The following is a 13,734-nucleotide window of genomic DNA, read 5'->3' as shown; positions in this document are numbered from 1 at the left end:
AAGCGCCTCCCCAACGCAACCCTAGATGTTCTTGATTAGTTCGTCCAGCGTGTTTGCCAGCAGCGCCAGATCCTGGGGTCGCGACAGGCGGTGATCGCCGTCCTTGATCAGAGTCACCCGGACATCGCTCCCCTCGATAGCTTCGGCCAATCTGAGGCTGCGCTCGGGCGGCACATCGGGGTCGGCCTGACCATGCAGCAGCCGCACCGGAACCTCTATTGGCAGGCCGCGGCGCAGCACCAGATGCTCCCGCCCCTCGTCGAGCAACTGCTGAGCGATGATGAAGTCCCCGCCATAGGCTGACGGCCGCCTCAAAACCCCATCCCGGCGCAGGATCACCCGGTCCTCTCCCGTAAGCGACGGTCGCATCAGGTCTTCGGTAAAATCGGGGGCGGACGCGATCCCCACCAGGGCCGACACCCGCTCAGGCCGAGTAAGAGCCGCCAGTGTCATGAGCCACCCCCCCATAGAAGATCCGACAAGGATGAGAGGCCCCTGCACCACTTTATCGATCACACGCAGCGTATCCGCCAACCAGCGACCGATGGTGCCATCCTCGAAACGCCCTTCGGAAGCGCCATGCCCGAAAGGATCGAAACGGACGAAAGCCTGTCCCCGGTCCGCGGCATATCGCGCCAGGAAGGAGGCTTTTTCCCCGGCCATCGATGAATTATAACCGCCGATGAACAGGATGCAGGGCGACCGGCCAGGAATCGCTTGGTAGGCTATCGAAGCGCCATCGTCTGATTTAAGTACCTTTGCCGTCGCATTTTCGCTAATGGACTGTGCCGTTAGCGTGCCACCATTAACTTCCATGGCTTCCCCCATCGTGCAGACCGACCCCCGCCCCGCCACAGTGTTGCAAGTTCTTCCCCGCCTGCAAAGTGGCGGTGTCGAGCGGACGGCGGTTGACGTCGCTGCCGCCCTGGTCGCTGCCGGATGCCGTGCCATCGTCGTATCGGCTGGCGGGCAGATGGTCCATGAATTGACCCGTGTCGGCGCGGAACACATCCAGTTGCCCGTGGAAAGCAAGTCGCCCTGGACCATCTGGCGGAACATCTCGCGCCTTGCCGACCTCATCAAGGCCGAGAATGTCGATATCGTCCATGCCCGCAGCCGGGCGCCCGCCTGGTCGGCCTATTTTGCTGCCCGGCGCACCGGACGCCCGTTTGTGACTACGGTGGCCTTCAACAGCGCTAAGCGGAAAATCAACCGCTTCAAGAAATTCTATAGCTCGATCATGGCGCGCGGCGATCTCGTCATCGCCAACTCCTATTACACCGCCGAGAATGTGCGTGCGAATTTCGGCGTTCCCGATGTCCGTGTTCGCGTCATTCCGCGCGGCATCAATCTCGATATCTTCGATCCCGCTGCCGTCTCGCCCGAGCGCATCATCCAACTGGCTCAGGCTTGGCGTCTGGACGCTGGGGTTCCCGTCGTCATGATGCCCGCCCGCATTACCCGCGCCAAAGGGCATGCGACCCTCATACAGGCCATGGCGCAGGTCGCGCGGCCGGGCGTGCAGTGCCTGATGGTGGGGACGGATGGCGGCAAGGAGGATCTGCGGCAGGAGCTTGAAAAGCTGGCCACCGAATGTGGTGTCGGCGGCACCGTGCGGTTCGTCGGTGATTGCCGCGATATGGCCGCCGCTTACATGCTGGCGGATGTCGTCGTTTCAGCCTCCACGGAACCGGAAAGCTTCGGCCGCACCCTGGTCGAGGCCCAGGCCATGGGCCGCGTCGTCGTCGCGACCGATCACGGCGGCGCCCGGGAGACGGTGGTTGAAGGGCAAAGCGGTTGGCTGGTCCCTCCTGGCGACGTCATGGAGATGGCAAACGCACTGCGCACGGCGCTGGTCCTGCCGGCCGCTGTTCGCGCAGCCATGGGGGCGAAAGCTCAGGCCCGGGCACGCCAGCTTTACGCCAAGGAAGCGATGACCGGTGCCACGCTGGCCGTCTATAACGAGCTGCTGGCAGGGCGCCCCGTTTGAAGACGGAGACATCCGGACCTATCCTCGTCATCAAACACGGGGCCTTCGGAGACATCATCCTGGCGATGGATGCGTTCGCCGCCATTCGTAAACATCATCCGAATCAAAAAATTATTGCCCTTACTACAAAGGGTTACAGGGGTATCTTAAGCCAAACACCCTATGTCGATGAGGTGTGGGTGGATACCAAGCCCGGCTGGTCATCCCCCGGCGAATGGCTGGCCCTGCGCGCCCGGATAAAAGCCGCTGGTTTTGCACGAATCTATGATCTGCAGGGGTCGGGGCGCACGGCAAAGATATTCCAACTGCTGCGCCCGAACCCGCCTGAATGGAATGGCACCGCCTGGGGCTGCGCTTTGCCGGATCGCCGACCAGAGCCCAAGAAGCGCCATCCGATCCAGCGCCATCGTCAGCAATTGGAACAAGCTGGGATAACGGATTTCCCTGAGCAGGACTGGTCCTGGTTCGATGAGCCCGTCGATTTTCCCCTGCCGGAGCGCTACGTCCTGCTGGCACCGGGATGCGCGCCGCATCGACCGGAGAAACGCTGGCCGGCCCTCCATTTCGCCGAGCTCGCGCGCTGGCTGGTGGCGCGACAGCTGACCCCGATCATTCTGGGAACGGCTGCTGAGGGCGAAGCTTTGGCGACCATTGCAGCGGGCTGTCCGGAGGCGCTTGATCTGCGCGACCGCACCAGTCTGCCCCAGATCGCACGGCTGGCCAGGGGAGCACAGGCTGCCGTTGGTAACGACACGGGACCGATGCATCTGATCGCTGCCGTCGGCTGCCCCTCGCTTGTCCTGTTTTCCCACGCCTCCGACCCGGAGCTGAGCAGCCCGCACGGGCGCAAGGTCAGGACCTTGAGGCATATTCCTTTGGCGGACCTCCCCCCCAAAGACGTCGAGCAGGCCCTCTCGGACCTGCTCGGCTAAACGCTCGACATTTATGGAAGCCCTGCTGTTAAGCGGTCAGTCCTGATTGCGACGCGGCAGGGATACCGGCGGCGCCTGCATTTCTGCCGGCCGCGACGGGGACGGACGTTCGTACCCCGGACCATTATCCATGACCTTTACCGCGCCACTCGTAACCGCCATTCCAAACAGGGCGGCCATCAATGTTTCTGTAGCCTTCGCACCCATCACCATCGCTGCCTCCATTCCGCAAGAATTGATCTGTATCACGCGAGAACTTATAAAAATACTTTAACATCATTATGTAAGTCATTGTAAACAAAATAATTTTATCATTTTTCTGCCCTCCCCTGCCGGTCATACGGTCGTCAGGCAATTTTTGCCGGGCTAGGCGTTATCTACGGTGGATAAGCGAGATCGCGGCGCCAGTTTCAAGGCCCCGGTCACGCTAATGCCCAAAAGCAAAACGAGCCTGCCGTCACGCGACGGCAGGCTTCGTACTTAGGGAACTCTTGGCGGAACTTGGCGGTTCCGCTCGTTTCTAATTTAAAAGAGGCGGCGCTTTAGACGACGCCGGAATAACTGACTGTCGGAAGATGCAGGGCCAGATCGACGCGACGTACCTGATCCAAGCGCAGACGTCGCCGGGTGGCCTGGAACAGCGCTTGCCGGGCAACAGCAATAGCGATCTCCCGCTCCAGCGGATTAGCAAGATACAGCGCCCGCTGCATCAAATCGCGATAAGCAGATAGTGCATAAGGCGACCCCTTGAGGTTCATCAGGGCCGACAATTGGCGCAGGTTCGGTTCAGTTGCGGGCTTAGCCGCACGAGACACGATGTTTTCCATTTGTCGCTCCTTTCCTCAACGATCTATAGGGCTGTCGTGCGGCCGGGCGTAATCGCCACCGGACGGGTCGTTGCCTTTTTCGGCACTTGGGGCGTTTTCACCGGCTGCGCTTGGGGAGACGACTCGACCAGACCAACCTTGCGGCCAACCTGATCAAGCGAACGGCTGAAACATTCAAAGAAACCCGCCGAGCAGTTCGCCTTGCCACCACCATTGGCCGACCCGCTGTCGACCTCGGCAAACGCCGGACCGGCTGCGGACAAAGTGACCGCCAATATTGATGTAATGCAGAGACGACGCATGCTCGATTTGCCTCCTTGATGAACTCTCAAACCACTAATGACATCGTGGTTCCCAAGTACTCAAGCCTCGCAGGCACGGATCACTGCCTTATCACGCTGCGGTCGATAAATCGCCACAGGCCGATAAATTTTTCTCTAAAATACAAAAGGCAGCCGAAGCTGCCTTTTGTCACATTTTCAACTCAACCTGTGACAGAAGTTAACGCACCAGGAAGTTTGTGAACTGCCACGGATCTTCCCTGTCCAGCCAAGGCTCCGGGAAAAGATCATAGCGTTCGGTATGCGGGGTCCAGTCGCTCTGAACCGAGACCACGGGGCCAAGATAGGGCTTGGCGATTTCCAGGATCTCGGCATGGGGCAGAGCCTCGGGCTCGCAATATCCCATGTTCGGGTTGGTCACAGCCCAAACACAGGCCGAGATCACACCGGCACAGACTTGCAGCGCCGTCGCGTTCTGACCGGGGATAACCTTGCGGGCCTCGTGGATCGACAGCTGCGAACCATACCACCAGCTGGTCTTGCCATGACCCATCAGCAACACGCCAAGCTCGTCGACGCCATCGACGATCTCATCCTGCAGGATGCGGACCTTCTGCGGCACTTCCCAATCCTTCATAATCACCTCACGCAAGGACACAATCGCGTCCTGGCAGGGGTGATAGGAATAATGGACGGTCGGGCGCCAGATCGGACGGCCATCCTCGCCATAGGTGGTGAGGTAGTTCGAGAGCGTGACGCTTTCGGAATGGGAAATCACGATCCCGAAGATCTGCCCACCCTTGGGCACCCAGGAACGCACCTGGGTCAAACCGCCCGGCTTGTCCATATAGATCGCATTGCCGGGACCGAAGGTGAAATGCTGGCCCAGCGGCGGCAAGCGCTTCTCATGCGTCCCCCAGCCCATCTCGGCCGGATAGGTCGCCTCGCCCCAGAAACCCAGAACCGACCAGGTATTGACGAACTCGTCCGGTTCCTTGGGCTTGGAGGAAACCTGAGTATCGCGCTCGGAGATATGGATGACCTTGGTGCCGGTGCGGCGGAACAGATCGGCCCAGTCTTCGCGCGTCGTCGGCGTCGTAAAGCTCAGATCCATCGCCTTGGCGATATCGAGCGTCGCGGCCTTCACGAAGTGATTGACGATGCCGGGGTTCGCCCCATGGGTCACAACAGCCGTCGGGCCATCCTTGCGCCAGCTTTTAGCGGCATGGCGGATGGTTTCATGGCTGTTGTAGTGGGTACGCGACCAGGACGGCAGGCTCAGCTCGCCATAGCTGTCGGCCCAGGGCTCCAGCGAGGTGTCGACATAGAGCACACCGGCATCCTGGCACCAGGAGATGATCGCCATGGCGTCAACGCCGGCGGTCAGGTTGATGAGCAAGTCCCCAGCGGAAAGATGCTGACCGAGAATCTCAGCCAGATTGTTAGGATCGAGCGTTACGATCTTGTAATTCATGCCTTTTTTAGAAAACGGCGCGAATTTATCCGTATGGTTGTCGGCTTCGATCACCGTGACTTTTTCTAGCGGCATCTCGAAATGCCGCTCGATCACCGGAAGGACGCACTGACCAACGCTGCCATAGCCCAACATCACGATCCGTCCGCTGAACGGGACTTTTTTGTACATCATCACCTCAAGGTTGAAGTTGCAAAGGGGTCAATAAACGCGGGTTAAGCCAGAAAAGCAACCACGCCACAAAAGATTAACGCCAGCCGCCCCAGGGAATGGGGCGGCTGGTTAAGAATTTTCGCAAACAGAATGGAAGCTGGGAACCCTCTGTTAGTCTTCGTTCACAAAGGGATTATCGCCCTTTCTCAGGACGACGCGCACTGGAACGCCCTCTAGACCGAAAGTATCCCGGAAAGAGTTGATCAGATAACGCATGTAACTCTCCGGCAACTCGTCAGGCCGGGTCGTGAACAGTGCGATTGTCGGCGGCCGCTGCTTGATCTGCGTGGCATAGCGGATCTTGAGACGGCGCCCGCTGACCATGGGCGGCGAATGGGTCTCGATAGCGTCCCCAAGCCAGCGGTTGACCTTGGAGGTCGAAACGCGGAAGCCCCATTTGGCGTGCAGCGCCAGCGCGGCATCCAACAGCGTATTGAGGTTCCGGTTGGCAAGTCCGGACGTCGTGATGATCGGCAGGCCTTTGACCTGGGGAAGCGAGATCTGCAGACGATCCTTGATGTCTTGCATCATCTCGTCCTTGTTCTTGACCGCATCCCACTTATTGATGGCGATAACAAGACCACGGCCTTCCTGGACCACCAGCGAGGCCAGGGTCAGATCCTGCTTTTCAAGGCCAAGGGTGCCATCAAGCACCAGCACCACGATCTCGGCAAAGCGGATGGAGCGCAGCGTCTCGCCCACCGACAGCTTCTCGAGCTTTGCAGTGACACCGCGCTTGCGGCGCATGCCGGCGGTGTCGACCAGCTTGAGCTTCCGGCCCTTGAATTCGAAGGGAACCGAGATCGAGTCGCGCGTAATCCCAGCCTCGGGACCGGTGAGCAGGCGCTCCTCGCCAAGCAACGCATTGATCATCGTCGATTTACCCGCGTTCGGGCGGCCGACAATGGCCATCTGGATGGGCTTGTTGGCGCGATAGGCGGCCTCTTCGTCGGTTTCGTCGCCTTCAACGTCCGAATCGAAATCGAGGTCGTCCTCGCTGGGTTCGACGATCCCCTCCTCCGCGCGCTTTGCGATCCAAAGCGGGCGCAGGAACTGATAGAGATCGGCCATGCCTTCGCCGTGTTCGGCGGAGATAGCGATGGGCTCACCCAGGCCGAGCTCATAGGATTCCATCAGCCCGTCGGCGCCCGCCTTGCCCTCGGCCTTATTGGCCAGCAGCAAAATCGGCTTGTCCGAGCGACGCACAAGAGCGGCGAAGAAACGGTCGGTTTCCGTCAACCCGACACGCGCATCAATCACAAAGAGCGTGATATCGGCATCGCGGATCGCGGCTTCAGTCTGGCGACGCATACGCGCCTCCAGGCTGTTGTCCGTCACATCCTCGAGACCAGCGGTATCGATGATCGTGAAATCGAGATCGCCCAGATGCCCGTCGCCTTCGCGCCGATCACGGGTCACGCCGGGCGTGTCGTCGACCAGGGCGACACGGCGGCCGACCAGACGGTTGAACAGGGTCGATTTGCCGACATTGGGTCGGCCGACAATTGCGACTTTCAAAGTCATTAGCGATACGCCACCAGTGTGCCGTCGTCCGTCAGGACCAGCAGTGTCTTGGCCGCGACAACGGGCGTGACGCCGCTGCCACCGGGGAGGTTTTGTTGCCCCAGGATCTGGCCGGTATAGGGAGAAACAGCAACCGCATATCCGTGCGACCCCACAAGGATCAGGCGGTCACCCGCCAGAACAGGTCCTGCCCAACGGATAGGATCACGCTGCTTTTCGGGATCTTCATAGCGGTCGAGCGACAGGGACCAGCGCACGCGCCCGCTTTCCCGCCGCAGCGAATAAAGCTCGCCTGTCGGGGTCAGCGCGAAAACATAATCGCCAGCCACCCAGGGGCTATCACCCAGGGGAATTTCACGATCCCAAAGCCGCTCGCCATTCCGCATATCGATTGCGGCCACACGGCCCGAGTTGCTGCCCGCAATAACCAACCCGCGATCAATCACCGGATTGCCGCGGATATTGGCAAGTGCCGAAACTGAATCGGAGCGCCGGGCGGACGCCAGATTATCACCCCAGGCGATACGGCCTGTATCTGCCCGCAAAGCGAAAAGCTCACCCGAACTATAGGGACTGACAACAATACCACTGTCGACAGCTGGTGACGCGGCACCCAGCAAGCCGGCAGCTTCGTTGATCCCGGCATGGCTCCAGAGGCGGCGGCCATCTTCGGCCGAAAGCGCAACCAGCTGATTATCGATGGTCACGACAAAAACGCGGTTGCCAACGATGGTCGGAGCGCCGCGCATCGGCGCGGGCTGCGCCTGACGCCAGATTTCCTTACCGCTCGCGCCGTCCAACGCAACAACCTGGCCGAAGCTGGTGGCAGCATAGAGGCGACCGCTGTCATAGGCGACAGCACCTGAGATGGTGCCATCATCCTCGTCCGAGGGCGTCACATCGACACGCCAGGCCTGACGACCATTCTGAAGTTCGGTTGCCGTCACATTGCCGAAGACGTCGATGGTGAAGACCTTGCCGTCAGCAACGACCGGCGCCCCAGACAGAAAGCGGCGCTTGGCCGAGCCACTGCCGATTGAGGAACGCCAGACTTCCTTCAGAGAGTCGCCGAGTTCCAGATGCTGTCCGGCATGATCCGGCCAACCGCCCGCCTGCGGGTAATCGGGATATTCAGCCGGCGGAGGCAGTTCCACCTGCATTTCGGCAAGGGAAGGATCCGCTGCAATCGCACGACCTGCCTGCAGAACCGCGATACGCTCACCCGGCAAGGGGGGCTTAGGCGGTTCGCCAAACCAATCGTCGAAGGTCGAGCAGCCAACCAGCATGCTGGCAGCAAGCATCAGGACAGCCGTACGATGGATGCGGGCAGTGCGGATGACCGTCATATCAGGCCCCAAGCGCGGCCAGCAGCTCAGCGGCGCGGCTGCGCACACCCGCCGGGGCGGCCAGATCGTCGGACAGCGCCTGGAAGGCTTTTTTCGCCTCGTCGGTCTTGCCTGCCTTCAGATTGGCCAGCGCCGCCAGTTCGCGCGCCAGATGACGCCACGGGTTCGCTTCTCCGATGATCGGCTGCAGACGGCCGACAAGAGCCTGCGGATCTTCGGTATCGAGGCGCAGCAGGGCAGCCCGATACACGGCATAATCACGATAGAACTGCTCAAGGCTCGAGGTGGCAGCCAGTGCATCGAGCGCAGTCAGCGCCCCGGCGGTATCGCCCTTGTCGAGCTGAAGTTCGACCTGCTTCAGGCGCGCCAGGAAACCGAAGCCTTCGGTCGAATCCTGCGCCAGGGTGGCAAAGCCCGCCATCGCCTGATCTTTCTGCCCCTGCTCGATCGCCGTCATCGCGGCTGCATATTGCTCGCCCTGGGCACCGCGGCGCTTTGCCGACTGGTCTTTCCAGAAGACATAGCCGCCCACGCCGATCACGACCGCCAGCGCAACGCCAGCCAATACACCGCCGTAACGGGCCCAGAGGCGCTTGTATCGTTCGGTGCGAAGGTCTTCTTCGACTTCGTGGAAAATATCAGCCACGGGACGGCTTTCCTTACATTAACGGAACCAGAAGCGCGGGACGTTACTCTGCCGCGCGCCGCGATGCAAACTCAAGAAAAGCAGGGGTGTCAATTCACCCCCGCCACTTCACCGAACAGCCCAGGCTCGGCAGCTGTTCGCGCGGCCCACTGCCGGTCTGAGCTACCAGCTTCATGGCTTCGAAAAGATCCCGCCGGGCGCCCGGAACGACGTTTTTGCCGCCCACGTCAATACGACCGCGATATTGCAGGCGCAGTTCGCCATCGAAACCGAAGAAATCGGGCGTGCATTTGGCGTCATAGGCGCGCGCAATCTGCTGGGTCGGGTCGATCAGATAGGGAAACGGCAGCTGATGGGCCGCCGAGAAAGCCACCATGTGATCGAAGTCATCCTCCGGATAGGCATCGGTGTCATTGGGCATGATCGCGACCGACCGGATGCCAAGTCCCTCAAGCTCCCGCGCATCCCGGACGATGCGGTCGATGGCGCTTTTGACATAGGGGCAATGATTGCAGATGAACATCACCAGCGTGCCGCGCGGCCCCCGGACATCGGCAAGCCGCCAGAGTTTCCCATCCGTGCCCTTCAGGGCAAAGTCAGGCGCCGGCCATCCGAAGTCGCAAATGCCGCTTTCAACCGCCATAGTCCTGATACTCCATCCAAATTTTGTCCTGATCGCCTCTTAAGGATGGGGGATGCCGCCTTGAGCATCAAGCCGGTTCCCCCTTTTGCCCGCTTGATCTAGGGTAGCTCCATGTTCGGCCATATGCTCGCCCCCTTCGCCACCGTCTTCTTCCTGATCGCCGGTGCGGGGCTCATCAATACCCTGGTCCCGCTGCGGGCGCCCGTCGAAGGCTTCAGCCAGGGCGTCGTCGGTCTGTTTTCCTCAGCGCATTACCTCGGCATGCTGTTTGGTGCCATCGCCGCACCGCGCTTGATCGTGAGTGTCGGGCATATCCGGGTCTTCGCAGCCTTCGGAGCGATCTGCGCCATCTGTATGCTCAGCCACGCCCTGGTGGTAGATCCTTTCGCCTGGGGCTTTTTGCGCGCCGTCAATGGCTTCGGTTACGCCGCGCTCTTCACGGCGACAGACAGCTGGATCAATGCCAAGGCCCCCAACGAGGCGCGCGGGCGCACCATGGCGCTCAATACCATCATCCAATATGCCGGTAACGCGGGCGCCCAGAATTCGCTGCGCATTTTCCCGGCGAGCGGCTTTCATCTTTTCTCGGTCGCGGCCTGCTGTTTCCTGGCCGCCATCGTTCCGCTGGCTCTGACGCGCAAGGTTCCACCCGACCGCCCTACCCAGCCCAAGCTGCAGTTGCGCTGGCTCTTGAGCGTCTCGCCGGTCGCCGTCGCCGCCTGCTTCGTCTCCGGTTTTGGTAATGGCAGTTTCTGGACACTAGCCCCTTCCTTTGGCACCAGTATCGGGCTGGACGCCATCGGGGTCGGCACCATGATGACGGCTGCCATTATCGGATCGGCCATCGGCCAATGGCCTGCGGGCAAGATCTCCGACCGGGTAGACCGCCGCTATGTCATGGCGGGAGCCGGGGCGATTGCCGCCCTGATGTGCCTTGCCATCGCAACCATCGGCAATATGGTGCCCTCCAGTCTGACCTTCCTGGTTTTCGGCTTCGGTCTGGTGGGCTTCGCGCTCTATCCCGCCGCCACTTCCCACGCCAATGATATGGGCGGGCGGGAGAACAGCGTCTCCATCTCCTCCGGGTTGCTGCTGGTCTATTGCATCGGCGCCGTGATCGGCCCGACGGTGGCCGCTTTCCTGATGGAGCGCATCGGCCCCTCGGCCCTATTCATGCTCATCGGTACCGGTGACGCGGCCCTGGCGGTCTTCGCCCTCTATCGCCGCCGTGCCCGCCCCGTTGCTCCCAGCGAGCCTGCGGCCCCGGCTCCGATCCCCCTGGAAGAAACGGCCGAGCGTCCGCCCGCCGACCTGCGATAGACCTGCCCCATGGATAAGCTCCCCATCGAACCGGTCATTCCGGCGTTGCTTAATGCGCTCGCATCCGCCGGACGCGCCGTACTCCAGGCTCCACCCGGCGCAGGCAAGACCACACGCGTTCCGCTGGCCCTGCTGGATGCCCCCTGGCGGGCAGGTGGCAAGATCATCGTGCTGGAGCCCCGCCGCCTCGCCGCCCGCAGCGCCGCCCTGCGCATGGCTACCACGCTGGGCGAGGAGGTCGGAGAGACCGTCGGCTATCGGGTTCGTCTTGATAGCCGGATCGGGCCGAAGACGATCATCGAGGTCATGACGGAAGGCCTGTTTCTAAGGCGCCTGCAGTCAGACCCCAGCCTCGATGGCGTCGCGGGGGTGCTGTTTGACGAGTTTCACGAAAGATCGGTCGATGGCGACCTCGCCCTCGCCTTTTGCCTGGAAAGCCGGGCCGCCTTGCGCGACGATCTGCGTCTGCTGGTCATGTCGGCGACCCTGGATGGCGAGGCGGTTGCGCGCCACCTGGACGACGCCCCGATCATCACCTCCGAAGGCCGCGCCTTTCCGGTCGAGATACGCCACCTCCCCCGTCCCGACCGGCTGGAGCCCGCGATGGCCGCCGCCATCCGGCAGGCGCTGAACGAGGTTCCCGAAGGCGATATCCTCGCTTTTCTGCCGGGCGGAGCAGAAATTCGCCGCACCGCCGATGCACTGGTAGGACTGCCCCCGACCATCGACCTGACGCCGCTGCACGGCGACCTCCCGCTGGCCGAGCAGGACCGCGCCATCAAACCGGCCCCCACAGGGCGCCGCAAAGTGGTGCTCGCCACCAGCATCGCCGAGACCAGCCTGACCATCGAAGGGGTGCGGGTCGTCATCGATAGCGGCCTGTCGCGCGTGGCGCGGTTCGATCCCAATTCCTCCATGGGCCGGTTAGAGACCGTGCGCGTATCGCTGGCAGCCGCCGAACAGCGCCGGGGCCGCGCGGGCCGCGTCGCCCCGGGGGTTTGTTATCGTCTTTGGCCCGAAGCTGAGACGCGGGCGCTGCTGCCCTTCCATCCGCCCGCGATCCTGGAAGCCGACCTGACGCCGCTCGCCCTGGAGCTCGCGGTCTGGAGTGCCGATAGCCTGCCCTGGCTGACCCCGCCCCCCTCCGGCACGTTGAGCGCGGCCCGCGAACTTCTGAACGACCTCGGCGCCCTGGACGAAGGCCGCGTCACAACGCACGGCAAGGCAATGTCGGAGCTTGGCGCCCACCCGCGCCTTGCGCATCTGATGCTCACGGGCGCAGCCGACGGCTATGGGGCGACAGCCTGCCTCCTTGGAGCGTTACTGTCGGAGCGAGATCCCCTGCGGGGGCCGATGGCGCGCGATACCGACCTTGGCCGCCGCGTCGATCTGCTGCGCGGCGAAGAGACTTCCCCTGCCCTGGATCGCGGAGCCGCAGCCCGCATCCGCGAACAGGCCAAGGCCTTCCGTCGTCAGCTGGACCTGCCCGCCCAGGATCGCGAACGGTCGGACGGGGAATTGATAGGCCGTCTTGTCGCCCTGGCCTATCCCGACCGTATTGCCCAGCGGCGCGGACCGCCCGGCCAGTTCCGCCTGTCCGGCGGACGCGGTGCCAGCCTGCCGCCCGAGGATCCGCTCGCCGCCAACGAATTCCTGGCAGTCGCCGCCATCGATGGCCAAAAGCAGACTGCCCGCATCTTCCTGGCCGCCCCCGTCAGCCGTGCCGGGCTGGAGGCCGATTTTCCCGAACGTCTAGCCGAACGCGCTTTCGTGGAATGGGACGAGCGGGAAAAAATCGTGCAGGCGCGGCGCCAAATCCGCCTTGGCGCGCTTATTCTTTCCGACAAGCCTCTGACTAACCCAGGTTCGACGGATGTCGCAGCAGCCGTCATGGCAGGAATCCGCCGCCATGGCTTGGCTCTGCTGCCTTGGAACGACACCTGCGAAACCCTGCGCCAGCGGGTGGCTTTTGCCCGTCGTTATGATTCCGATCAGGATTGGCCCGATCTTGGAGACGAGGCGCTTTTATCGACCCTGGAAGAATGGCTGGCGCCCCATCTGGACGGGATTTCCCGCGCCACCCATTTCAGCCGCATCGACCTGTTCCAGGCCTTGAGCAGCTTGATGCCCTGGCCGTTGCCCGCGCGCCTCGACAAGATCGCACCGACGCATCTGTCTGTTCCCAGTGGCTCCCGCATCCCCATCGACTACAGCGGCGAAGAGCCTGTGCTGGCGGTGCGCCTGCAGGAAATGTTCGGACTGGCGACGACCCCCAGCGTTGCCGAGGGCCGCGTGCCGGTGCTGCTGCATCTTCTGTCGCCCGCGCGCCGTCCGGTTCAGGTAACTCGGGATCTGGCAGGTTTCTGGCGGGGTGCCTATGCCGAGGTGCGCAAGGATCTGCGCGGGCAATATCCCAAGCACTATTGGCCCGATAATCCGCTCGAAGCCGAGGCGACGGCCCGCACCAAGAAACACATGGGGAAACCCACACCGCAATAAGCCTGCAACAAAACTGCGTTAGTCATACGGGCGATGAAA

At 62.1% G+C, this 13,734-nt stretch carries 12 protein-coding genes; 4 read left to right on the top strand and 8 right to left on the bottom strand.

Annotated features, from left to right (window positions below):
- Window positions 1-21: 21 nt before the first annotated feature.
- On the bottom strand, window positions 22-816 hold the full coding sequence (locus tag ACFSM5_RS06300; RefSeq protein ID WP_379875454.1) for an alpha/beta hydrolase: 795 nt from the start codon (window positions 814-816) through the stop codon (window positions 22-24).
- Between ACFSM5_RS06300 and ACFSM5_RS06295 the strand changes: the two genes are divergently transcribed.
- The gene (locus tag ACFSM5_RS06295) at window positions 815-1,990 is read left to right on the top strand and encodes a glycosyltransferase family 4 protein (protein WP_379875453.1); all 1,176 of its coding nucleotides are present in this window, start codon (window positions 815-817) and stop codon (window positions 1,988-1,990) included. The two genes, ACFSM5_RS06300 and ACFSM5_RS06295, sit on opposite strands and share 2 nt — an antisense overlap.
- Window positions 1,991-2,169: 179 nt before the next feature.
- On the top strand, window positions 2,170-2,922 hold the full coding sequence (locus ACFSM5_RS06290) for a glycosyltransferase family 9 protein (protein ID WP_379875452.1): 753 nt from the start codon (window positions 2,170-2,172) through the stop codon (window positions 2,920-2,922).
- 542 nt (window positions 2,923-3,464) lie between these two features.
- Here the strand turns inward: ACFSM5_RS06290 and ACFSM5_RS06285 are convergent.
- From ACFSM5_RS06285 to ACFSM5_RS06255, 7 genes are all read right to left on the bottom strand, one after another.
- The gene (locus ACFSM5_RS06285; RefSeq protein ID WP_379875451.1) at window positions 3,465-3,749 is read right to left on the bottom strand and encodes a hypothetical protein; all 285 of its coding nucleotides are present in this window, start codon (window positions 3,747-3,749) and stop codon (window positions 3,465-3,467) included.
- Window positions 3,750-3,772: 23 nt separating this feature from the next.
- Window positions 3,773-4,051 (bottom strand): hypothetical protein, encoded by a 279-nt coding sequence (locus ACFSM5_RS06280; protein WP_379875450.1) that lies wholly within the window; start codon window positions 4,049-4,051, stop codon window positions 3,773-3,775.
- A 199-nt stretch (window positions 4,052-4,250) separates the two neighbouring features.
- A complete protein-coding gene (locus tag ACFSM5_RS06275) occupies window positions 4,251-5,675 on the bottom strand; it encodes a saccharopine dehydrogenase NADP-binding domain-containing protein (RefSeq protein ID WP_379875449.1) in 1,425 nt (474 codons plus the stop codon).
- Between the two features lie 153 nt (window positions 5,676-5,828).
- A complete protein-coding gene (der, locus tag ACFSM5_RS06270) occupies window positions 5,829-7,241 on the bottom strand; it encodes a ribosome biogenesis GTPase Der (protein ID WP_379875448.1) in 1,413 nt (470 codons plus the stop codon).
- Complete coding sequence (locus tag ACFSM5_RS06265) at window positions 7,241-8,587, bottom strand: outer membrane protein assembly factor BamB family protein (protein WP_379875447.1); 1,347 nt, start codon at window positions 8,585-8,587, stop codon at window positions 7,241-7,243. The genes der and ACFSM5_RS06265 overlap by 1 nt, the downstream gene beginning before the upstream one ends.
- A gap of 1 nt (window position 8,588) precedes the next feature.
- A complete protein-coding gene (locus ACFSM5_RS06260) occupies window positions 8,589-9,233 on the bottom strand; it encodes a tetratricopeptide repeat protein (protein ID WP_379875446.1) in 645 nt (214 codons plus the stop codon).
- Between the two features lie 94 nt (window positions 9,234-9,327).
- Entirely contained in the window at window positions 9,328-9,876 is a 549-nt protein-coding gene (locus tag ACFSM5_RS06255; protein ID WP_379875445.1) for a thioredoxin family protein, read from the bottom strand.
- Window positions 9,877-9,987: 111 nt separating this feature from the next.
- Here ACFSM5_RS06255 and ACFSM5_RS06250 point away from each other — a divergent pair, with 111 nt between their 5' ends.
- Window positions 9,988-11,196: an MFS transporter gene (locus ACFSM5_RS06250; protein ID WP_379875444.1), complete on the top strand. Its 1,209-nt coding sequence runs from the start codon at window positions 9,988-9,990 to the stop codon at window positions 11,194-11,196.
- A 9-nt stretch (window positions 11,197-11,205) separates the two neighbouring features.
- Entirely contained in the window at window positions 11,206-13,695 is a 2,490-nt protein-coding gene (gene hrpB, locus ACFSM5_RS06245) for an ATP-dependent helicase HrpB (RefSeq protein WP_379875443.1), read from the top strand.
- Window positions 13,696-13,734: the final 39 nt, after the last annotated feature.

Source organism: Lacibacterium aquatile, from assembly GCF_042683105.1.
GTDB classification, from domain to species: Bacteria; Pseudomonadota; Alphaproteobacteria; order Elsterales; family Elsteraceae; genus Lacibacterium; species Lacibacterium aquatile.
This window is presented reverse-complemented; position numbering and strand designations above follow the sequence as displayed.

Excerpts from the sequence above, each read along its gene's own strand:
- ACFSM5_RS06285 (WP_379875451.1), bottom strand. The coding sequence starts at position 3,749 with ATGGAAAACATCGTGTCTCGTGCGGCTAAGCCCGCAACTGAACCGAAC.
- ACFSM5_RS06275 (WP_379875449.1), bottom strand. The coding sequence starts at position 5,675 with ATGTACAAAAAAGTCCCGTTCAGCGGACGGATCGTGATGTTGGGCTAT.
- der (WP_379875448.1), bottom strand. The coding sequence starts at position 7,241 with ATGACTTTGAAAGTCGCAATTGTCGGCCGACCCAATGTCGGCAAATCG.
- ACFSM5_RS06250 (WP_379875444.1), top strand. The coding sequence starts at position 9,988 with ATGTTCGGCCATATGCTCGCCCCCTTCGCCACCGTCTTCTTCCTGATC.
- hrpB (WP_379875443.1), top strand. The coding sequence starts at position 11,206 with ATGGATAAGCTCCCCATCGAACCGGTCATTCCGGCGTTGCTTAATGCG.
- ACFSM5_RS06295 (WP_379875453.1), top strand. The coding sequence starts at position 815 with ATGGCTTCCCCCATCGTGCAGACCGACCCCCGCCCCGCCACAGTGTTG.
- ACFSM5_RS06255 (WP_379875445.1), bottom strand. The coding sequence starts at position 9,876 with ATGGCGGTTGAAAGCGGCATTTGCGACTTCGGATGGCCGGCGCCTGAC.
- ACFSM5_RS06300 (WP_379875454.1), bottom strand. The coding sequence starts at position 816 with ATGGAAGTTAATGGTGGCACGCTAACGGCACAGTCCATTAGCGAAAAT.
- ACFSM5_RS06280 (WP_379875450.1), bottom strand. The coding sequence starts at position 4,051 with ATGCGTCGTCTCTGCATTACATCAATATTGGCGGTCACTTTGTCCGCA.
- ACFSM5_RS06265 (WP_379875447.1), bottom strand. The coding sequence starts at position 8,587 with ATGACGGTCATCCGCACTGCCCGCATCCATCGTACGGCTGTCCTGATG.